This window comes from Streptomyces sp. NPDC058239 (genome assembly GCF_042882185.1).
In the GTDB taxonomy this organism is placed as follows: Bacteria; Actinomycetota; Actinomycetes; order Streptomycetales; family Streptomycetaceae; genus Streptomyces.
Map to the genome: position 1 here is coordinate 16,126 of NZ_JBHVWS010000004.1, position 19,886 is coordinate 36,011.

Here is a 19,886-nt window from a genome sequence, read left to right on the forward strand (position 1 = left end):
CAGGAGCAGCCCCTTCCCGGAACCGCACCCCCGCCTCACCCTCCGCGTCACCCCACAGAGGGTGCCGCCCCCTGACCGTCAGTAGTGTCCGCATCGGGACGGTCCCCGTCGGCGAGCAGCTCAGCCAGACACCGCAGCTCCGCCGGCAGATCACGACGCCACGCCATCGTCACGAACGGGGCAAGGATGATCATGCCGCCGTCCAGATGGGGCTTGACCGAAACGTTGACCATCGTTCCCTGCCGGCTCGGACTCAGCCGGAACTCGAGTTCCGGGGAGTGGCGGCCCAGCGGGGTCCACATGCGCGCACCGCGGAAGGCCAGGTACTCGACCGGTGTACTCGCGGTGCACGTGAGGCGATGCATCCGCCGCCTGCCCGGGAACTTGCAGGTGTACTCGTCGCCGAGTTCCGTGCTGATCGGGCCCTCGATCACCTGATCTATGCTCGATGACCACACGGCCAGATTCCGCGGATCCCGGAGGAACGAGAAGATCTCGTCGGCGGGGCGGGACACATGGACGCTCGCAGACACATGGGGCATGGCTCCACCTCTTATGGCGCCCGTCCGCCGAGTCTCGGCGTCCGGTTGCCCTCGTTGCGGTGCCGTTCGCCCATCAGCTTGCTTCGGATCACGGTTCCGCGCACTCTCCGCACGGCCGATGGAGTGATTCAGGTGTCCTGCTGCGACACCTTCTCGGAGAGTTGCGCACAGAGTCGCTTGATCTCCTGGTATGTGCGGTTCCGTTCGGTGACGACCGCCGCGAGGAGCAGAGCCGTGAGTGAGGTGGCTCCGTTGAATGCCTGGAGCGTGATCATGTTGGTGAGGAGTCCGTGGAGGGCGAAGGGACCTGTCATCCGGCCGGCGGCGAGGATCGCGAAGATGGACACGCCCAGTGCGCAGCACGCGGCGCCGGCCCGCTCGAAGCGGAAGGCGGCCCAGATCAGGCACGGGAAAACGAGGAAGAGCAGGGAAGCGTTGGAGGTGTCGGTCGCCAGGAGGGTGACGGTCACCGTGCACGCCACCAGCGCGGCGGCCTCGGCCCACCTGAGCAGGGCGACGCCGTGCGGCCATCGGGCCCTTCGGACGACGAGCAGGAACGGCGTGACGACCATGACGCCCATGGCGTCGCCCGTCCACCAGACCGACCAGGTCGGCCGGAAGTCACCGGCCGGGAGTGCCCCCGACAGGACCAGGATGCCGGTGCCCACGGTCGCGCTGATCAGCATGCCGCCCAGTGCGCCGAGGAAGACCAGCGCCAGCGCGTCCCGCAGGCGGTCGAGGTCGTTGTGGAAGCCGGCACGGCGCAGCATCAGGTAGGAGCAGATCGGAGCGAGGGTGTTTCCGGCCGCGATGACCAGGACGGGTACAACGGAAGGCCCGATGAAAATGTTGACGACGAGGGCGCCGAGCGCGATTCCCGGCCAGATCCGCATGCCGAACACGAGCAGCGCCGCGACCGCGATCCCGGTCGGCGGCCACAGCGGCGTGACCTGGCCGCGCACCAGCTGCTGGAGCAGCCCCAGACGGGCCGTCGCGAAGTAGCAGACGGCCACCGCCAGGAACGTCAGGACCGTGGCCGTGTGCTGCCGGAGCTGTGCGCTGTCCACCACCACAGCATCAGACACCACGTCGAGGCGGACCGGCCGGTCAGGCACGCCGACGCCACGCCGACGAAGCGGACGAACGAGGTACGTCCCTGCCGGGCCGGAGCCCGGGTGGCCGCCGTGGCCGCCGTGGCCGACGAACGGGGACGTCCCGCTAGCCGCCGCCCGGCACACCGTCGTAGCGGACGACGAGGACAGCGGCGTCGTCCTCATGACCGGTCAGGTCCGCCACCTTGATCACTCGCGAGGCCAGCTCGCCGGGATCGGCCCCGTCCGCCGTACCGACCAGTGCGGACACCGCAGCCAGTCCCTCGTCCATCGGGTAGGCCGGTCCTTCCACGACCCCGTCGGTCACCATGACCAGATACCCGGGCTGCTTCAGCCGTCGGCGGGTCACGGGGTACCGCTGGCCGGGGAGTATCCCCAGGGGCACCCCGCCGGTGTCCAGGGAGATGCCCGAGGCGCCGCCGTCGCTGCCCCAGACGACCGGGACATGCCCGGCCCGGGCGACGCACAATTCACCGCTCTTCGGGTCGATGCTCAGCAGAGAACAGGTCGTGAACAGGTCACCGCCCAGTGAGATCAGCAGATCGTTGGCGCAGGCCAGCACCTTCCCCGGGTCGTCCGTGACGCTGGCGAGGGCCCTGAGACTGGCGCGGGCCTCACCCATGAAGGCGGCGGCCTCCACCCCGTGACCCTGCACATCACCGATGGCGATCCCCGCCACTCCGTCCCTCATCGAGAACGCGTCGTAGAAGTCACCGCCGACAGCCAGACCGTTCTGCGAGGGCGAGTACCGGGCCGCGATCCGGATTCCCGGAAAGTCCGGCAGTTCGGCCGGGAGCATGTGCCGCTGCAGCGCAATACCCAGCTCGGCCCGGGCTCGCTGCAGCCTGATGTTCTCCAACGCCTGATCGACCAGACGTCCAAGGGTGACCAGGAGCTCCTGGGTGCTGTCCGGTGCGCTGCGGTGTCGGTGCATGACGTCCCTGGGCGTTCTTGGTGCGCCCCTGTTGAAACCTTAGCCCTCCTGCCGCCACTTGCAGGAGCGCGGGTGAACTCCGGGTTCCGCGGTTTCGTGAGCAATTCCGCGTGGTCATGAGCATCGGTAACGTTCAGCAGCTGTCAGTTGTCGGCTGTCAACGATCTTCCGGTTCCTGGCCGCCGCCCCGCTCCTGCTCACCGAGACGGCCCGCGCCATGGCCGCGCTCCTGCCCTCACCGCGCTTCCCGCCCGCTTCGTGCGACACCGCCTCAGCCACAAGATCTCCGGCTGTGGCACCAGGGCGTCAGCTATGGAAACCAGACCTCGCAGATGCTGTCCTCGCCCTCCTGGCTCCGATCGACAACGAACGCCGACTCGAAGCGCTCTTCATCCGCGTAGACGGACAGGGCGCCGCCGGTGAGCATGTGGAGGAAGCCGTCGTAGTCGAAGAACCCTTCACCACTGACGTCGTATCCCTTGCCCAGCCGGTCGGGGTCGATCCCCACAGCGGCCAGAGTCGCACGCCGGTCGCCGGTGATCTCCAGCTCGTCGAAGCCCTCGACCATCAGATCCGGGGTGCCGGGCACAGCGACAAGGATCTTCGTGCAGGAGGCGCCGAAGTCGCGTTCGCAGACAGCGACGATCCGGGCATCCGGATGCTTCTTCTTCTGCGCCTGGAACTCGTCCTCCAAAGCACTGGCCAGTACCCCGTCCTCGACAAGCGCCGGGTCGCCGATCTTCACCGTGGAGCCCCATACGGCCGCGCGTACGCCGTCCAGCTCTTCCCGGCCGGCCGGGCTTCCCGGATGCTCCAGCCGGGACGGAGCGTGCTCATGGCGGATCACCGAGACGGTTGACAGGGACAGCACCGCAGCCCTGGCCGCCCCCGGGTCGTGGGCAGTGGCGGACGGCCGCTCGTCGGGCCGGAGCGGGGCTGCGAAGGGGGGATGGACGACGACCAGCTGCGCGTACCCGCTGTGACGGGGATTCACCTGCGTTCCGGGGGATACGGGACTCATGCCGCCGAGCGTATGCCGCAGCCCACCACCAGGATGTAGTGGTCCCGCAGAGTAGGGGAGTCGACCCGGCTGTCGAACCGTGTACCGACTGCGGTCGGCCCATTCATGCGCCTACGGACAACGGGCCGGTTGCCCCGCCGACTCCGCCGCCGCACGCTGGATGTGTGGATGTCTCCGCGTCCGTCCCGGCTGAGCAGAGCGGCTGGGCCGTCCGGACACCCGGTCCGATCGGCACCGGGCCCTTGGCACGCGTGCACCGCACGGTGCCTGCCCCCGGTCCCGGGGAGCTGCTGCTGAACGTGGAAGCGTGCGGTGTCTGCCGCACGGATCTTCACCTAGCGGAGGGCGATCTCCTGCCGCGCCGTCCCTCCACGGTCCCCGGTCATGAGATCGTCGGCCGGGTGGCGGCCGTCGGCGCCGGCGCCGGCCTCTTCCGTGTCGGCGACCGGGCGGGTGGAGCGTGGCTGCGCGGAACATGCGGGCGCTGCCGGTACTGCCTGGGCGGCCGGGAGAACCTCTGCCCGCGGTCCACCTATACGGGGTGGGACGCGGACGGCGGCTTCGCCGACACGGCGCTGGTTCCGGAGGCGTTCGCCTACCGGCTCCCGGAAGACCAGGACGCCGTCCGGCTCGCACCACTCCTCTGCGCGGGAATCATCGGATACCGGTCGCTGAGGCGCAGTGCGCTGCCGGAGGGCGGGCGGCTGGGAATCTACGGCTTCGGCGCGTCGGCCCATCTGGCTGCCCAGGTGGCCGTAGCCGAGGGCGCCACCGTTCATGTGCTGACCCGCTCGGCACAGGCACGCGCGCTCGCTCTCGACCTCGGCGCCGCGTCGGCTGGCGGTGCCTACGACCGTCCGCCGGAGCCCCTGGACTCGGCGATCCTGTTCGCGCCCGTCGGCGACCTGGTGCCGGTGGCGATGGAGGCACTGGACAGGTCCGGCACGCTCGCCATCGCCGGAATCCATCTGTCGGACATTCCCGTGCTGAACTACCAGCGCCACCTGTTCCAGGAGCGCAATCTGCGCAGCGTCACCTCCAACACCCGCGAGGACGGCCGCGAATTCCTCGCTCTGGCCGGGCGCGTGGGCATCCGGGTCACGGTGAGCACCTACCCGCTGAGCGGGGCCGACCAGGCACTGGCCGATCTGGCGGCCGACAGGGTGAACGGGGCCGCCGTGCTCGTTCCCGGCTGAGGGCCGGGCGGTGTGCAGCGGGCGGGAGCACCGGGACACGTGCGTCAGCCGGTCGTCGGATCACCGGCACACGCAAGAGGGCCCCGGGTGCTGGGGAGCACCCGGGGCCCTCTTGCGTATCTGCTGTACCGCTACGGCAGCTGCGCCGCCCGTGCCTCACGCCGGTTGCCGCGGAAGGTGTTCACCCGCCGTGCCGTCGCGAAGAGCGGGATGACCGCTCCCAGGACCACCTGCAGCGCACAGCCGGTCTGGAGAAGCAGCTGACCGCCCGGGGCGTCGAACGCCCAAGCGGCAAGGAGACCCATCGCGGCCACGATCCAGCTGAGCATCGCCACCGCGAGGACGCCCCGGGGTTTCGGGTACTCGACCCGGCTGACCATCAGCCACGCCACTCCGACGATCGCGAGCAGCGTCGGTACGAAGGGCAGCTCCAGGAGGACGATCGAGACGACCGTGAGCGCTCCGAAGGGGCTCGGCATGCCCTGGAACATGCCGTCCTTCATGGTCACGCAGGAGAACCTGGCAAGTCTGAGCACCACAGCCAGCAGCACCACGATCGCCGCCAGCGCCGAAACCCGCTGGTGTGCGTCGTCCGCGACCATGCCGTACACGAGGACGAAGTACGCCGGGGCGAGCCCGAAGCTGATCAGGTCCGAGAGATTGTCCAGCTCGGCACCCATCGGCGAGGAGCGCAGCTTGCGTGCCACGAGCCCGTCGAAGAGGTCGAACACCGCGGCCATGAGCATGAGGATCACGGCGGTGGCCGCGGAGTGCCGGGCCATACCGCTCTCGTCGCTGCCCGTGAGGTGCGGGATGAGGATTCCGGTGGTGGTGAAGTACACCGCCATGAAACCGCATGTCGCGTTGCCGAGAGTGAGGGTGTCCGCTATCGACAGCCGCAGAGAGAGCGGCATGTCCTCGCCGGCATCCTCCTCGGACTCCGCCTCCGGCACCCAGCCGGCCTGCGTGTCAGGATCAATCACGGTCAATTCGAGTCACCCCCGCGGTGGTGGCCTGGCCGACCTCGACCGCGACATCGATACCTTCCGGAAGGTAGATGTCGACCCGGGAGCCGAAACGGATCAGACCGATGCGCTCGCCCTGCTCCACCTTCGTGCCCTGCGGGATATAGGGGACGATGCGGCGGGCGACCGCACCCGCGATCTGGACCATCTCGATGTCACCGAGCTCGGTGTCGAAGTGCCAGACAACGCGCTCGTTGTTCTCGCTCTCCTTGTTGAACGCCGGAACGAACCCACCGGGGATGTGCTCGACCGATGTCACCGTGCCGGCCAGGGGCGCACGGTTGACATGGACATTCAGTGGGCTCATGAAGATCGCGACGCGGGTGCGCCCGTCCTTCCACGGCATGATGCTCTGCACCACGCCGTCGGCCGGCGAAATGACCCGGCCCCGGGTGATCTCACGCTCGGGGTCGCGGAAGAACCACAGCATGCCCGCCGCGAGCGCAGTGGTGGGCACGGCCACCGCGGCCCAGCGTCCGGACTTGCGGGCCCGGGCGAGGCTGAGTGCCGCGGTGGCGACGGTCGGGAGGAGCCACGGCGAAGCTCCGCGCGCAAGGCGGACTCCGCCGCGTGGTGCAGAGGTTTGGCTGTCGGGCATGGATGACCTTCGTAGCGGATGATGCCGCGCTGGCAACGGGGGACGGCGGCTTTTCCGGCGATGTTATCGGTTGCGAGCCGCAACTGGGCAAGCCAGCAGCCGAGTCGGACGGCTTGAAGGCACCGCCTGAGGGTGACAGGGTGTGATCTTCTTCGCGACGAAATCGCCTCGAAAGGGACAATCACCCCTGGAACCGGTACTCCTCGAGGAGTCGGCGCCCAATGATCATTTTCTGGATCTCGGCGGTACCTTCACCGATCAACAGCATCGGGGCCTCCCGGTAGAGGCGCTCGATCTCGTACTCCTTGGAGAAGCCGTAACCGCCGTGGATCCGGAAGGCGTCCTCGACGACTTCCTTGCAGTACTCGGAGGCGAGGTACTTCGCCATCCCTGCCTCCAGGTCGTTTCGTTCCCCGGAGTCCTTTTTGCGCGCTGCATTTACCATCATCGCATGGGCGGCCTCGACCTTGGTGGCCATTTCGGACAGCTTGAACTGGATCGCCTGGTGCTGGGCGATCGGCTTTCCGAAGGTGTGACGCTGCTGGGCGTAGGAAATACCCAGCTCGAATGCACGCTGTGCGACACCACAGCCACGCGCAGCCACATTTACCCGGCCGACCTCGACGCCGTCCATCATTTGGTAAAACCCTCGGCCGGTGGTGCCGCCCAGTACTCGATTGGCCGGAATACGTAGCCCGTCCATGATGAGTTCGGTCGTATCGACGCCCTTGTAGCCCATTTTGTCGATTTTGCCGGGAATGGTGAGACCGGGCCGGACCTCGCCGAAACCGGGCTCCTTCTCCACCAGGAACGTGGTCATCGACTTGTGCGGGGCGGTCCCCTCGGGGTGGCCTTCGTCACTCCGGCACAGCACGGCGACGAGCGAGGACGTGCCACCGTTCGTCAGCCACATCTTCTGGCCGTTCAGGACGTACTCATCGCCGTCCCTGACGCCCTTGGAAGTGATCGCCGCGACATCGGAGCCCAGCGCCGGCTCGGACATCGAGAACGCGCCCCGGACCTCGCCCAGCGCCATCCGCGGCAGGAATGTGTCCTTCTGCTCCTGTGTGCCGTGCTGCTTGAGCATGTACGCCACGATGAAGTGCGTATTGATGATTCCCGACACGCTCATCCAGCCGCGGGCAATTTCCTCCACGCAGAGCGCATATGTGAGAAGCGACTCACCCAGACCTCCGTACTCCTCGGGAATCATCAGCCCGAACAGGCCGAGCTCCTTGAGCCCCTCGACGATCTCGGTCGGGTACTCGTCGCGGTGCTCCAACTGGGTCGCGACCGGAAGGATCTCCTTGTCGACGAAATCCCGGACCGTGGAGAGAATTTCCTGCTGGACATCGTTGAGACCGGCAGTCTGGGCAAGTCGCGTCATGGCTACTTCTCCACGTTCTTCTGCGAAGGCTGGTTCAGCTCGGGGCGGCCGGGCTGCTCCCCGCCGCGCTCCTTGATGTACGTCTGGGTGGGGACCATCACCTTGCGACGGAACACGCAGACCAGCGTGCCGTCCTGCTTGTACCCACTGGTCTCCACATAAACGATTCCACGGTCGTTCTTGGACTTTGACGGAGTCTTGTCCAGAACGGTCGTCTCGCCGTAGATCGTGTCGCCGTGGAAGGTCGGCGCGACATGCTTCAGCGACTCGACTTCGAGGTTGGCGATCGCCTTTCCGGAGACATCCGGAACGGACATTCCGAGCAGCAGCGAGTAAATGTAGTTGCCGACGACAACGTTCTTCCCGAAGTCGGTCGTCCTCTCCGCGTAGTTGCTGTCCATGTGGAGCGGGTGATGATTCATGGTCAGCAGGCAGAAAAGGTGGTCGTCGTACTCGGTGACCGTCTTTCCGGGCCAGTGCTTGTAGATCGCACCGACCTCGAACTCCTCGAATGTGCGTCCGAACTGCATGGTCAGGCCTCCGGCGCTTCGAACTTGGAGGTGCGCTGCATACCGGCCGCGCGGCCCTTGCCCGCGATGACGAGCGCCATCTTGCGGCTCGCCTCGTCGATCATCTCGTCGCCGAGCATCGCCGAGCCCTTCTTGCCGCCCTCCTCCGAGGTGCACCACTCGTACGCGTCGAGGATCAGCTCGGCGTGGTCGTAGTCCTCCTGCGACGGCGAGAACACCTCGTTGGCCGCGTCGACCTGACCGGGGTGCAGCACCCACTTGCCGTCGAAGCCCAGCGCCGCCGCGCGGCCCGCGACCTCGCGGTACGCGTCGACGTCGCGGATCTGGAGGAAAGGACCGTCGATCGCCTGGAGGTCGTGCGTACGGGCCGCCATCAGAATGCGCATCAGGATGTAGTGGTACGCGTCCGCGCCGTATCCGGGCGGCTGCTGACCGACGACCAGGGTCTTCATGTTGATCGACGCCATGAAGTCGGCCGGGCCGAAGATCAGCGTCTCCAGACGGGGCGAGGCGGCGGCGATGTCGTCGATGTTCACCAGGCCCTTGGCGTTCTCGATCTGCGCCTCGATGCCGATCTTCCCGACCTCGAAGCCCATCGTCTTCTCGATCTGGGTGAGCAGCAGATCGAGGGCGACGACCTGCTGGGCGTCCTGGACCTTCGGCAGCATGATGCAGTCGAGGTTCTGGCCGGCGCCCTCGACCACCGTGATCACATCGCGGTACGTCCAGTGCGTCGTCCAGTCGTTGACGCGCACGACCCGGGTCTTGCCCGTCCAGTCGCCGTTGTTCAGCGCGTCGACGATGTGGTGCCGGGCGCCCTCCTTGGCGAGCGGCGCGCAAGCGTCCTCCAGGTCGAGGAAGACCTGGTCGGCAGGGAGACCCTGGGCCTTCTCCAGGAACCGCGGGTTCGAGCCCGGCACAGCCAGGCACGAGCGACGCGGACGCAGACGGTTCACAGGCTGGGTCATGCGGGGACCTCCAGAGGGTCGAGCTTGTTCGCTTTCCGGATCTCGTCGACGATACGGCCGATGATCTCCGTGATGCCGAAGTCCTTCGGGGTGAATACGGCGGCGACGCCCGCGTCGATCAGCGCGGTGGCGTCGGCGGGCGGAATGATCCCGCCCGCGATGACGGGTATGTCGTTGGCGCCGGCCTCGCGCAGCCGGTTCAGCACGTCCGGCACCAGCTCGGCGTGCGAGCCGGACAGGATCGACAGACCGACGCAGTGCACGTCCTCGGCGAGCGCGGCCGAGACGATCTGTTCGGGGGTCAGTCTGATCCCCTGGTAGACGACCTCGAACCCGGCGTCACGGGCCCGTACGGCGATCTGCTCGGCGCCGTTGGAGTGCCCGTCCAGGCCCGGCTTGCCGACCAGCAGCCGCAGCCGTCCGGTGCCGAGGTCGCCGGCGGTGCGGGCGACCTTCTCGCGGACCAGGGCGAGCGGCGTGCCCGCCTCCGCGGTCACCGCGACCGGTGCGGACGAGACGCCCGTCGGGGCCCGGAACTCGCCGAACACATCGCGCAGCGCCCACGACCACTCGCCGGTGGTGACACCCGCGCGGGCGCACTCCACAGTCGCTTCCATCATGTTGTCGGTGCCGGCCGCGGCCTTCTTCAGCGAGGCCAGCGCCTCGGAGGCACGGGCCTCGTCGCGGTTGTCGCGCCACTCGTGGAGCGCCGAGACGACCCTGGCCTCATTGGCGGGGTCGACCGTCATGATCGCCCCGTCGAGGTCCGAGGTGAGCGGGTTCGGCTCGGTCGTCTCGTAGATGTTGACGCCGACGATCTTCTCCTCGCCGCCCTCGATCCGGGCCCGCCGCTGCGCGTGCGAGGAGACCAGCTCCGACTTCAGGTAGCCGGACTCGACGGCCGCCATGGCGCCGCCCATCTGCTGGATCCGGTCGATCTCCGCGAGCGACTCGGTGACCAGCTCGTCCACCTTGGCCTCGATGACGTGCGATCCGGCGAAGATGTCCTCGTACTCCAGCAGATCGCTCTCGTGCGCGAGCACCTGCTGGATCCGCAGCGACCACTGCTGGTCCCAGGGCCGGGGGAGCCCCAGTGCCTCGTTCCAGGCCGGCAACTGGACGGCCCGGGCGCGGGCGTCCTTGGAGAGGGTGACGGCCAGCATCTCCAGGACGATGCGCTGGACGTTGTTCTCCGGCTGTGCCTCGGTCAGGCCGAGCGAGTTGACCTGGACGCCGTAGCGGAAGCGGCGCTGCTTGGCGTCGGTGATGCGATACCGCTCACGGGTGACCTGGTCCCAGATGCGGCCGAAGGCGCGCATCTTGCACATCTCCTCGATGAAGCGGACGCCCGCGTTCACGAAGAAGGAGATACGGGCGACGACATCGCCGAACTTCTCCTCGGGCACCTGCCCGGAGTCACGGACCGCGTCGAGCACGGCGATCGCCGTCGACATGGCGTACGCGATCTCCTGGAGCGGAGTGGCTCCCGCCTCCTGCAGGTGGTAGCTGCAGATGTTGATCGGGTTCCACTTCGGTATGTGGTTGACCGTGTACGTGATCATGTCGGTGGTCAGCCGCAGCGAAGGACCGGGCGGGAAGACATGCGTCCCGCGCGAGAGGTACTCCTTGACGATGTCGTTCTGCGTCGTGCCCTGGAGCTTCGTGGCGTCGGCGCCCTGCTCCTCCGCGACCACCTGATAGAGCGCCAGCAGCCACATCGCGGTGGCGTTGATCGTCATCGAGGTGTTCATCTGCTCCAGCGGGATGTCCTGGAACAGCCGGCGCATGTCACCGAGGTGCGACACGGGCACGCCGACCCGGCCGACCTCGCCGCGGGCGAGGATGTGGTCGGGGTCGTACCCGGTCTGCGTCGGCAGGTCGAAGGCGACCGACAGGCCCGTCTGGCCCTTGGCGAGGTTGCGCCGGTAGAGCTCGTTGGACGCCTCGGCGGTCGAGTGACCGGCGTACGTCCGCATGAGCCACGGGCGGTCCTTCTGACGCCCGCTCATGTCAGACGTCCCGGAAGCGATTGATGGCGTCGATGTGCTGCTCGCGCATTTCCTCGTTGCGCACGCCCAGACCCTCGCGCGGTGCCAGCGCGAGCACGCCGACCTTGCCCTGGTGGAGGTTGCGGTGCACGTCGTACGCGGCCTGGCCGGTCTCCTCCAGCGAGTAGACCTTCGACAGCGTCGGGTGGATCTTGCCCTTGGCGACCAGCCGGTTGGCCTCCCACGCCTCGCGGTAGTTGGCGAAGTGCGAGCCCACGATCTTCTTCAGCGACATCCACAGGTAGCGGTTGTCGTACTCGTGGTTGTAGCCGGACGTCGAGGCGCAGGTGACGATCGTGCCGCCCTTGCGGGTCACGTACACCGAGGCGCCGAACGTCTCGCGGCCCGGGTGCTCGAAGACGATGTCCACGTCCTCGCCGCCGGTGAGTTCACGGATGCGCTTGCCGAACCGCTTCCACTCGCGCGGGTCCTGGTTGTGCTCGTCCTTCCAGAACTTGTAGCCCTCGGCGTTGCGGTCGATGATCGCCTCGGCGCCCATCTTCCGGCAGATGTCCGCCTTCTGGTCGCTGGAGACGACGCAGATCGGGTTGGCACCACCGGCCAGCGCGAACTGCGTGGCGTATGAACCGAGTCCGCCGCTGGCGCCCCAGATCAGCACGTTGTCGCCCTGCTTCATGCCCGCGCCGTTGCGCGAGACGAGCTGGCGGTACGCGGTGGAGTTGACCAGGCCGGGAGCCGCGGCCTCCTCCCAGCTGAGGTGCTGCGGCTTCGGCATCAGCTGGTTGGACTTGACGAGCGCGATCTCGGCGAGGCCGCCGAAGTTGGTCTCGAAGCCCCAGATCCGCTGCTCGGGGTCGAGCATCGTGTCGTTGTGGCCGTCCGAGGACTCCAGTTCGACCGAGAGGCAGTGCGCGACGACCTCGTCGCCGGGGTGCCAGGCGTTGACGCCGGGGCCGGTGCGCAGGACGACGCCCGCCAGGTCGGAGCCGATGACGTGGTACGGCAGGTCGTGGCGCTTGGTGAGCTCGCTGAGCTTCCCGTAGCGCTCCAGGAAGCCGAAGGTGGACATCGGCTCGAAGATCGAGGTCCACACGGAGTTGTAGTTCACCGAGCTGGCCATGACGGCGACCAGCGCCTCACCGGGCCCGAGCTCGGGCACCGGAACCTCGTCGAGATGCAGTGACTTGCGGGGGTCCTTGTCGCGGGTGGTGAGCCCGGCGAACATCTCCGTCTCGTCCTTGTGCACGGTCACCGCGCGGTACGACTCAGGGATGGACAGGGCCGCGAAGTCTGCGGCGGTGCTGTCCTGCGATTGGATCGCGTCCAGGATTTCCTTCACGGTGTGCCTCCGGCGGATGGGGGCGCTGAGGGAACGCTTGAGGGTCCCTGCAAGCTGAGGGGAGCGGTGTGGTGTGGAGGTGCTGCCGTCGGTTCGGCTGGTAAAGCTTCGGCTTGCTCTGTGGAGCGGAAGGGGTTGCCTGTGACGCAGGCGCCCGGGCGCGCAGGCATATTGCTTGCGGGGACAGCCGGCGTACGTGAGGTCTCAGCACGCCGGCCGCCCGGACAACTTCAACGTATGGCACTCCGTGACACCTGGCAAGGCACTCGGTGCCAACAATTTCTCTCACTTGTCACCCGCAGGGCACGCATGAGCAACACAAGAGGTGTTTCGGCGGTTCTGTCCCGCCGGATGCGGTCAGTGCTGGGGCCGGTACACGTGAGGAGTCGTGGTGCTCAGGGCCAGGAATCCGAGTCGCTGGAGGATCGGGCTGCTCTGCTCGGAGGCGTCGACCTGAAGGTAGCCGTAGCCGCGCTCCGCCGCGATCCGGGCGCGGAAGGCGACCAGAGCCCGGTAGATGCCCCTCCCGCGCCACGCCTCGACCGTTCCGCCGCCCCAGAGCCCTGCGAAGCCCGTGCCCGGGTACAGCTCCATCCTGGCCGAGCTCACCGGCTCGTCGCCCACCATGGCAAGGACGCCGACGAAGCTGTCCGGGTCCTCGGTCAGCCTGGCCAGCACCTGATGCCGCAGCCGCGACCAGTCCGAGCCGAATGCCTGCTCATGGGCGCGGGCCATCAGCTCTACGTCGTCCGCGTCACTCACGGTGCGCAGCCGGACGCCCTCGGGCAGCTCCACCGCCGTCGAGAGGTCCGCCACCGGGGCGACCAGCAGGGTCTCCGGCTCCTCCGCCTCGAAACCGGCCGCCAGCAGCCGCTCCGCCAGATCCGCCGGCCGGTCGTGCCCGTACAGCTTCCACTCGAACTCGTCGTGCCCCAGCCTCGTGCAGTGCGCCACCTGTGCCGCGATCGCCGCGTCCGCCCGTACGGCATCCAGGTCCGGGGCCGACCACACGACACCGTTCCAGTCGTCGGCCGCACCGACCTGCCGTACGACATCACCGGTGCGCTCGACCCGGACGCCGGGGCCGTCGGGGCGGGCGTGCTCGCGCATTTCGCGGTCGAAGAGGGTCAGAAGTGTGTCGCGATCATGATTCATCCGCACACCACAGCACCGGGGTGCGGGCGCGGCAACCGGGTTTCCGGTACGGGCCGGGAACCGCCCCCGCCAGTCGAGCGGGGGCCGCCCGGCCGGGCCGCCCCGTTCAGCGGTTCTTGAGTGCCTGCTGGATCGTGCGCATCACTTCTTCGAGCGGCGCGTCCGTCCGCGCCACGGTGACGAGTACCTCGCCCTGGGACGTCACCGAAGCGGCCGGCTGCTTCGCCGGTTCGGTGCCGGCGATCCGGCCCGCACCGATGCCGGTCCCGAACGTGTCGCGGACGATCGAGAAGGCGTGGTCGAGCTGGGCCTCCACATCGCCCTCGCCGCCCGCCCGCAGCCAGCGGCGCAGCACATGGTTGTGCGCGGTGACGACGGCGGATGCCGCGACCTCCGCGAGCAGCGGGTCGTCATTGCCGACATGGTGGTCGCGCTCGTCGAAGTGGCCCAGGAGATAGCGCGTGAACAGCCGCTCGTAGCGGGCCACCGAGGCGATTTCGGCCTCGCGCAGTGTGGGGACCTCACGGGTCAGCTTGTAGCGGGCCACGGAGACCGCGGGCTTTGCCGCGTACATCTTCATGACTTCCTTGATGCCGCGGCAGACGGTGTCGAGCGGGTGCTCGTGCGCGGGGGCGGCGTTGAGGACGGCCTCGGCCCTGACGAGGGTGTCGTCGTGGTCCGGGAAGATCGCCTCTTCCTTGGACCGGAAGTGCCGGAAGAAGGTCCGCCGGGCGACTCCCGCGGCGCCCGCGATCTCGTCGACCGTCGTCGCCTCGTACCCCTTCGAGGCGAAGAGTTCCATTGCCGCGGCGGCCAGTTCGCGGCGCATTTTGAGCCGTTGGGCGGCGGCGCGGGTGCCTGCGGCACTCTCCTGGGTGTCGGGCGCGGCGGAGACACGGGGGGACCTGGCGGGCTGGGACATGGTGTGAACGTACTGCATCGGTGCAGGGGAATGCGCCCGTGGGGGCGGGCCGCCCGAAGGATCGAGCAGCCCGCCCCACCCGGCTCCCGGCTCAGCGCCGGGCATATTCGCGGAAGCCGCGCCCCGTCTTGCGGCCGAGGCAGCCGGCGGCCACCAGATGCTCCAGCAGCGGAGCCGGGGCCAGGCCCGGGTCGCGGAACTCGCTGTGCAGCACCTTCTCGATGGCGAGCGAGACATCGAGTCCGACGACGTCGAGGAGCTCGAACGGGCCCATCGGGTAGCCGCCGCCCAGCTTCATCGCGGCGTCGATGTCGTCGAGGCTCGCGTAGTGCTCCTCGACCATCTTGATCGCGTTGTTGAGGTACGGGAACAGCAGCGCGTTCACGATGAAGCCTGCCCGGTCCCCGCAGTCCACCGGGTGCTTGCGGACCTTGACGCACACTTCGCGGACGGTGGCGTGGACATCGTCGGCAGTGAGCACCGTACGGACGACCTCGACCAGCTTCATCGCGGGCGCCGGGTTGAAGAAGTGCATCCCGATGACGTCCTGCGGGCGCGAGGTGGCCCGCGCGATCGCCACGACCGGCAGCGACGAGGTGGTGGTGGCGAGCACCGCACCCGGCTTGCAGACCTTGTCCATCGTCCCGAACAACTGCTGTTTGACCGACAGGTCCTCGGCGACCGCCTCGACCGCGAGATCGACATCGGCGAAGGCGTCCGGCGAACCGGCTGCGGTGATCCGGGCCAGGGTCTCGTCCCGCGCCTCGGCGGTCAGCCGCCCCTTGGTGACGGAACGCTCCAGGGACTTGGCGATCCGGCCCTTCGCCGTGTCCGCCTTCTCCTGGCTGCGGGCGGCGAGCACCACGTCGTAGCCCGCCTTCGCGAAGACCTCGGCGATCCCCGAGGCCATCGTCCCGGAGCCCGCGACGCCCACCGACCGCACCGTGCGCCCGCCTGCCTCCGACGCGCTCTCCTGCGGGGTCAGTGCGTCGGGCACCACGGTCTGGCTGCCGGATTCCGTGTACGTGTAGAAGCCGCGGCCCGACTTGCGGCCGGTCAGCCCCGCCTCACTGAGCTGCCTGAGGATGGGGGCCGGGGCGTGCAGCCGGTCGTGCGACGCGGAGTACATCGCCTCCAGGACGGTACGGGCGGTGTCGATCCCGATCAGGTCGAGGAGGGCGAGCGGGCCCATCGGCAGGCCGCAGCCCAGCTTCATCGCCGCGTCGATGTCCTCACGGGAGGCGTAGTTCGCCTCGTACATCGCGGCGGCCTGGTTGAGGTACCCGAACAGCAGCCCGTCGGCGACGAAGCCCGGCCGGTCGCCGACCGCGACCGGCTCCTTGCCCAGGCTGCGGGCGAGCGCGGTGACCGCCTCGACGGCCGGCGGCGCGGTCAGCACCGAGGAGACCACCTCGACCAGCTTCATCGCGGGCGCCGGGTTGAAGAAGTGCAGACCGAGCACGCGCTCGGGGTGCAGCGATTCGGCGGCGAGCCGCGTGACCGACAGGGCGTTGGTGCCGGTCGCCAGGATCGCGGCGGGGGAGACGATCGCGTCGAGCTCCCGGAAGAGCTGCTGCTTGATGTCGTACGACTCGGGCACGACCTCGATGACCAGCTCCGCCTCCGCGGCGGCCCGGAGGTCACCGAAGGTACGGAACCGGGCGAGGACGTCGCTGCGCTCCTCCTCCGTGATCCGCTCGCGCCGCACGGCGCGGGCGGTCGCGGCTTCCAGGGCGGCGACGGCCTGACGGGCGGCCGCGTCGCTGATGTCGATACCGATGACCTCGTGGCCGGCGCGGGCCAGGACTTCGGCAATGCCGGTGCCCATGGTGCCGAGACCGACGACGGCAATGGTGCTGAGCGGGGTGTCCATCACGGGACTCCAGACAATGAGTGACGACTGTGAGGAGCACGGCGTGCGCGCTGAAGAGGTGAACCGGCGCAGGGCGTGCGGGAATTGCGTGTCGTGGTGCTCAAGGCCGAGGCGCTTTGGGCACGCCCGGACCGGGAAGGGGTGACGGACTCTGTCCCGGAGTCACGTCTCGCGAAGCTGCCGAACCGACAAGCACTCCGGGTGGCTGCGTCACCAGGCCACCGGAGCAGGCGGGGAGTGTGTCCCGCTCACATGAGCTTAACCGGTGGGTATCGAGCACGCCAGCCCCGAGTTGCTGTGGTCCGGCTCACACTCACTGTCATCGCCGATACGCTGACGGTCATGGACGAGGAGTTCCGGTCGCTGACGGACCGGCTTGCGGACGAGGCGGGGGAGTCGGCGGCGTACCGCAGACTGCTCGCCACCGACGACGACGAGGAACTGGCCCGGGTCCTCGTGGAACGCGAACGCCCGCTCTGGGCGCGGGAGATCGCCGCGTTCAGGCTCGGCTGCGGCGGTGACCGACGGGCCTTCGAGCCGCTGGTCCTGCTGCTCAACCACCGCGATCCGGAGCGCTGCGTCTGTGCCGCCCACGCCCTGGCGCGCCTGGGCGACCCCCGCACACCCCGGGCCGCCGCCGCCCTGGCAACGAACACCCTGCGCACCGCATACGCCCTGCACCCGGTGCGGCTGCTCACCGCGCTCCGGGCCCCGGAGTCCGTACCGGCGCTGATGAGCACCCTGGAGCGGCTCCTGGCCCCGGACGATCCGCACTGGCGGGTGGCGCTCGCCTGCGTGGAAGGGCTCGGGCAGCTCGGGGACGAACGGGCCCGCCCGCTTCTGGAGGCGGCGCTGCCGCACCCGAGACTGGGCGGCGCGGCACGGGACGCGCTCAGCTGCCTGCGGGGGGTCTGAGAGCGCGGACCTCTGCCGGCCGGTCCGGCACCGACGCGTTCAAGGGGTGCCGAGGGGGCGCACGTACCGCACCTCGGGCACGAGTACGCCGTCCACCTCGAAGGGCTCCTCGGCGCCGTCGGGGAGGAAACCCGAGCGCTCGTAGAAGCGGCGGGCCGGGGCATTCTCCTTCAGCACCCAGAGCGCCAGGTCCGGGAAGCCGTCCGCAGTGGCGCGGGTGAGCATCTGCGCCATCAGGGCGCGGCCGGCCCCGGTCCCGATCTGCTCGGGCAGCACATAGATCGCGTACAACTCACCCCGCGCCAGCCGTCTGCCGTTCTCGCGGTACGGGCCGTAGCAGGCCCAGCCGATCACACCGAGGCCCGCCCGTTCGGCCACCACATTCACGACCGGGTTGCCCTCGGCGAAGAATCCACGGCGCCGTTCCGCGTCCTCGGCGATGTCCATGGCGTCCAGATGCGACTGCGGCATCAGTCCGGCGTACGCGGCCTGCCAGCCGCGCACCCGGACTCTCGCGACCGCCTCGCAGTCGTCGACAGTCATGTCCCGTACGAGCACATCGGGTGTGGTCCGTATCGTCATACGGGTCATCCTGACGCATGAGTCAGGATGACCCGTACGGGAATCCGGCCCGGGTCCGTGGCTGTCAGCCGCGGAAGCCGAGCAGGCCGTGCAGGGTGCTGCCCCTGCTGCCGGAATCCGTTCCCCGGGCCGTCTTCGCCGCCGCCCTGCCGGTCAGCGGTTTCGGGTCGGGAGACTTGGCGCAGACCGCGTCCGCGTCGGCCCGGATGCCTTTGCCGCGCGGGACGGTGCCCTTGTCGAGATAGTCCGCCAGATAGGTGTCCAGGCAGTCGTTGCCGCTCAGTGTGATGCCGTGATTGCCGCCGCCCTGCTCGACCACCAGGCTGGAGTCGCGCAGCTTGCGGTGCAGGGTGACTCCACCCTCGTACGGCGTGGCCGCGTCCTCGGTGGCCTGGAAGAGCAGCACCGGCGGCAGGCTGTTGTTGGAGACCCGTACCGGGTTCAGCGGCTCCACCGGCCAGTCGACGCACGGGGCGTTGTACCAGGTGTTGTTCCAGGTGAAGAAGCGTGCCTTGTCGTGCACCTTCCAGCTGTCGTTGCGCCAGGTGTTCCACTGACGGGGCCACTGGGTGTCGCGGCACTGCACGGCCGAGTAGACCGAGTACCCGTTGTCGGCCTTCGCGTCGACCGCGCCGAACTTCTTGTACGCCTTCACGAGCGCGTCCTGGTCCCGGTCGTTCACATACGCCGCGAACGCATCGGCCAGATAGGGCCAGTAGCCGTTGTAGTAACCGCCGGGCAGGAAGGTGTCCTCCAGCTCGCTCGCCCCGACCTGCCCGCCCGCGGGTTGCGCCTTGACGGCGGCACGCATCGCGTACCAGGCATCCTCGACCTTCGCCGGGTCGCTGCCGAGCCGGTACGTGGTGTCGTGCTTCGCGACCCAGGCGGCGAACGCCTTGTGGCGGGCATCGAAGGCGTAGTTCTGGCCGATGTTGTCGTCGTACCAGACGCCCTCCGGGTCGACGTTCGAGTCGAGGACCAGGCGTCGCACCCGCTGCGGGAACAGCTTGGCGTACACCGCGCCGAGGTAGGTCCCGTACGAGTACCCGAAGTAGTTGAGCTGCTGGGAACCGGTTGCCTGCCGGATCACATCGAGGTCCTTGGCGGCGCTGACCGTGTCCATGTAGGGCAGCAGATCCGGGTACTTCTCGCCACATGCCTGCGCGAACGAACGGGCCCGGTTGCGGTTGGCCTCCTCGACCGCGAGCGAGTCCGGCACCGAGTCGGGGCGCAGCGGATCGAAATACTTCGGTACGCAGTCCAGCGCGGGCTCGCTCCTGCCGACGCCGCGCGGGTCGAACCCGATCACGTCGTACTGCGCGGCAACCGACTTCGGCAGCGAGGACGCCACGAAGCCGGCCATCGAGAGGCCACTGCCCCCGGGGCCGCCCGGGTTGACGAGCAGGGGCCCCTGGAAGGTCTTCGCGGTGTGTGGGATGCGGGACAGGGCGAGGGTGATCTGCCGGCCCGACGGATCGTCATGATCGAGCGGCGTACTGACCGATGAGCACTGCAGACTCGGGTACGACTTGGTGCCGCAGCCGGTCCATCTGAGCTCGGCTGCGGTGTGCTGCGCACCGTTGTCGGCGGTCGCCGGGGACGGGGCGGCGGTCACCAGACCGGCGACCGTCGCACCGACGGCGAACAGAATTCCTGGACGTTTCGTCATATGGCCTCCCGTGGTGGGGAAAAGACGGCTGCGCGTGGCGCAGCCCCCGCCGCATGCTCCCCACATTCGCGCTCGGAAGGACATGTTCTGTTGAGAGTTGACCCGTTTG

18 protein-coding genes are annotated in these 19,886 nt (G+C 68.6%); 2 read left to right on the forward strand and 16 right to left on the reverse strand.

Going from position 1 to position 19,886, the window contains the following annotated elements; all coding sequences use genetic code 11:
• Positions 1-47: 47 nt before the first annotated feature.
• From ACFVYE_RS07220 to ACFVYE_RS07235, 4 genes are all read right to left on the reverse strand, one after another.
• A complete protein-coding gene (locus tag ACFVYE_RS07220; protein ID WP_383960288.1) occupies positions 48-542 on the reverse strand; it encodes an SRPBCC family protein in 495 nt (164 codons plus the stop codon).
• Between the two features lie 128 nt (positions 543-670).
• Positions 671-1,627, reverse strand: coding sequence for an MASE1 domain-containing protein (locus tag ACFVYE_RS07225; protein ID WP_383960285.1), 957 nt, complete (start codon positions 1,625-1,627; stop codon positions 671-673).
• A gap of 133 nt (positions 1,628-1,760) precedes the next feature.
• Positions 1,761-2,588 carry a PP2C family protein-serine/threonine phosphatase gene (locus ACFVYE_RS07230; RefSeq protein ID WP_383960282.1) on the reverse strand — a complete coding sequence of 276 codons (828 nt, stop codon included), beginning with the start codon at positions 2,586-2,588 and terminating at the stop codon, positions 1,761-1,763.
• A 310-nt stretch (positions 2,589-2,898) separates the two neighbouring features.
• Entirely contained in the window at positions 2,899-3,609 is a 711-nt protein-coding gene (locus ACFVYE_RS07235) for a DUF6333 family protein (RefSeq protein ID WP_389604480.1), read from the reverse strand.
• A gap of 164 nt (positions 3,610-3,773) precedes the next feature.
• Here ACFVYE_RS07235 and ACFVYE_RS07240 point away from each other — a divergent pair, with 164 nt between their 5' ends.
• The gene (locus tag ACFVYE_RS07240; protein ID WP_389604482.1) at positions 3,774-4,805 is read left to right on the forward strand and encodes a zinc-binding alcohol dehydrogenase family protein; all 1,032 of its coding nucleotides are present in this window, start codon (positions 3,774-3,776) and stop codon (positions 4,803-4,805) included.
• Positions 4,806-4,936: 131 nt separating this feature from the next.
• Here ACFVYE_RS07240 and pssA read toward each other — a convergent pair whose 3' ends face one another.
• From pssA to ACFVYE_RS07290, 10 genes are all read right to left on the reverse strand, one after another.
• On the reverse strand, positions 4,937-5,794 hold the full coding sequence (pssA, locus tag ACFVYE_RS07245; protein WP_383960273.1) for a CDP-diacylglycerol--serine O-phosphatidyltransferase: 858 nt from the start codon (positions 5,792-5,794) through the stop codon (positions 4,937-4,939).
• A complete protein-coding gene (locus ACFVYE_RS07250) occupies positions 5,781-6,428 on the reverse strand; it encodes a phosphatidylserine decarboxylase (protein ID WP_383960271.1) in 648 nt (215 codons plus the stop codon). The genes pssA and ACFVYE_RS07250 overlap by 14 nt, the downstream gene beginning before the upstream one ends.
• Before the next feature lie 181 nt (positions 6,429-6,609).
• Complete coding sequence (locus ACFVYE_RS07255; protein WP_383960268.1) at positions 6,610-7,815, reverse strand: acyl-CoA dehydrogenase family protein; 1,206 nt, start codon at positions 7,813-7,815, stop codon at positions 6,610-6,612.
• A 2-nt stretch (positions 7,816-7,817) separates the two neighbouring features.
• Complete coding sequence (locus tag ACFVYE_RS07260; protein WP_389604485.1) at positions 7,818-8,345, reverse strand: MaoC family dehydratase; 528 nt, start codon at positions 8,343-8,345, stop codon at positions 7,818-7,820.
• A gap of 2 nt (positions 8,346-8,347) precedes the next feature.
• On the reverse strand, positions 8,348-9,313 hold the full coding sequence (locus ACFVYE_RS07265) for a CoA ester lyase (RefSeq protein ID WP_030971713.1): 966 nt from the start codon (positions 9,311-9,313) through the stop codon (positions 8,348-8,350).
• Positions 9,310-11,322 carry a protein meaA gene (locus ACFVYE_RS07270; protein WP_383960263.1) on the reverse strand — a complete coding sequence of 671 codons (2,013 nt, stop codon included), beginning with the start codon at positions 11,320-11,322 and terminating at the stop codon, positions 9,310-9,312. Before ACFVYE_RS07270 ends, ACFVYE_RS07265 begins: the two co-directional genes overlap by 4 nt.
• Before the next feature lies 1 nt (position 11,323).
• Positions 11,324-12,661: a crotonyl-CoA carboxylase/reductase gene (gene ccrA / locus ACFVYE_RS07275; RefSeq protein WP_383960260.1), complete on the reverse strand. Its 1,338-nt coding sequence runs from the start codon at positions 12,659-12,661 to the stop codon at positions 11,324-11,326.
• Between the two features lie 357 nt (positions 12,662-13,018).
• Complete coding sequence (locus ACFVYE_RS07280; RefSeq protein ID WP_383960257.1) at positions 13,019-13,816, reverse strand: GNAT family N-acetyltransferase; 798 nt, start codon at positions 13,814-13,816, stop codon at positions 13,019-13,021.
• A 106-nt stretch (positions 13,817-13,922) separates the two neighbouring features.
• On the reverse strand, positions 13,923-14,738 hold the full coding sequence (locus ACFVYE_RS07285; protein ID WP_383960254.1) for a TetR family transcriptional regulator: 816 nt from the start codon (positions 14,736-14,738) through the stop codon (positions 13,923-13,925).
• 91 nt (positions 14,739-14,829) lie between these two features.
• On the reverse strand, positions 14,830-16,611 hold the full coding sequence (locus tag ACFVYE_RS07290; protein WP_389604489.1) for a 3-hydroxyacyl-CoA dehydrogenase family protein: 1,782 nt from the start codon (positions 16,609-16,611) through the stop codon (positions 14,830-14,832).
• Positions 16,612-16,953: 342 nt separating this feature from the next.
• Between ACFVYE_RS07290 and ACFVYE_RS07295 the strand changes: the two genes are divergently transcribed.
• Positions 16,954-17,526 (forward strand): adenylosuccinate lyase, encoded by a 573-nt coding sequence (locus ACFVYE_RS07295; protein ID WP_383960249.1) that lies wholly within the window; start codon positions 16,954-16,956, stop codon positions 17,524-17,526.
• Between the two features lie 39 nt (positions 17,527-17,565).
• Here the strand turns inward: ACFVYE_RS07295 and ACFVYE_RS07300 are convergent, their stop codons facing one another.
• The gene (locus ACFVYE_RS07300; protein WP_383960246.1) at positions 17,566-18,108 is read right to left on the reverse strand and encodes a GNAT family N-acetyltransferase; all 543 of its coding nucleotides are present in this window, start codon (positions 18,106-18,108) and stop codon (positions 17,566-17,568) included.
• Positions 18,109-18,172: 64 nt separating this feature from the next.
• Entirely contained in the window at positions 18,173-19,777 is a 1,605-nt protein-coding gene (locus ACFVYE_RS07305) for an alpha/beta hydrolase (protein ID WP_383960244.1), read from the reverse strand.
• Positions 19,778-19,886: the final 109 nt, after the last annotated feature.

What these genes read in the sequence shown, in the direction of transcription:
- ACFVYE_RS07300 (WP_383960246.1), bottom strand. Translation starts at nt 18,108, where the DNA reads ATGACGATACGGACCACACCCGATGTGCTCGTACGGGACATGACTGTC.
- ACFVYE_RS07285 (WP_383960254.1), bottom strand. Translation starts at nt 14,738, where the DNA reads ATGTCCCAGCCCGCCAGGTCCCCCCGTGTCTCCGCCGCGCCCGACACC.
- ACFVYE_RS07230 (WP_383960282.1), bottom strand. Translation starts at nt 2,588, where the DNA reads ATGCACCGACACCGCAGCGCACCGGACAGCACCCAGGAGCTCCTGGTC.
- ACFVYE_RS07255 (WP_383960268.1), bottom strand. Translation starts at nt 7,815, where the DNA reads ATGACGCGACTTGCCCAGACTGCCGGTCTCAACGATGTCCAGCAGGAA.
- ACFVYE_RS07290 (WP_389604489.1), bottom strand. Translation starts at nt 16,611, where the DNA reads ATGGACACCCCGCTCAGCACCATTGCCGTCGTCGGTCTCGGCACCATG.
- ACFVYE_RS07250 (WP_383960271.1), bottom strand. Translation starts at nt 6,428, where the DNA reads ATGCCCGACAGCCAAACCTCTGCACCACGCGGCGGAGTCCGCCTTGCG.
- ACFVYE_RS07305 (WP_383960244.1), bottom strand. Translation starts at nt 19,777, where the DNA reads ATGACGAAACGTCCAGGAATTCTGTTCGCCGTCGGTGCGACGGTCGCC.
- ACFVYE_RS07220 (WP_383960288.1), bottom strand. Translation starts at nt 542, where the DNA reads ATGCCCCATGTGTCTGCGAGCGTCCATGTGTCCCGCCCCGCCGACGAG.
- ACFVYE_RS07260 (WP_389604485.1), bottom strand. Translation starts at nt 8,345, where the DNA reads ATGCAGTTCGGACGCACATTCGAGGAGTTCGAGGTCGGTGCGATCTAC.
- ACFVYE_RS07270 (WP_383960263.1), bottom strand. Translation starts at nt 11,322, where the DNA reads ATGAGCGGGCGTCAGAAGGACCGCCCGTGGCTCATGCGGACGTACGCC.
- ACFVYE_RS07280 (WP_383960257.1), bottom strand. Translation starts at nt 13,816, where the DNA reads ATGAATCATGATCGCGACACACTTCTGACCCTCTTCGACCGCGAAATG.
- ACFVYE_RS07265 (WP_030971713.1), bottom strand. Translation starts at nt 9,313, where the DNA reads ATGACCCAGCCTGTGAACCGTCTGCGTCCGCGTCGCTCGTGCCTGGCT.
- ACFVYE_RS07235 (WP_389604480.1), bottom strand. Translation starts at nt 3,609, where the DNA reads ATGAGTCCCGTATCCCCCGGAACGCAGGTGAATCCCCGTCACAGCGGG.
- ACFVYE_RS07295 (WP_383960249.1), top strand. Translation starts at nt 16,954, where the DNA reads ATGGACGAGGAGTTCCGGTCGCTGACGGACCGGCTTGCGGACGAGGCG.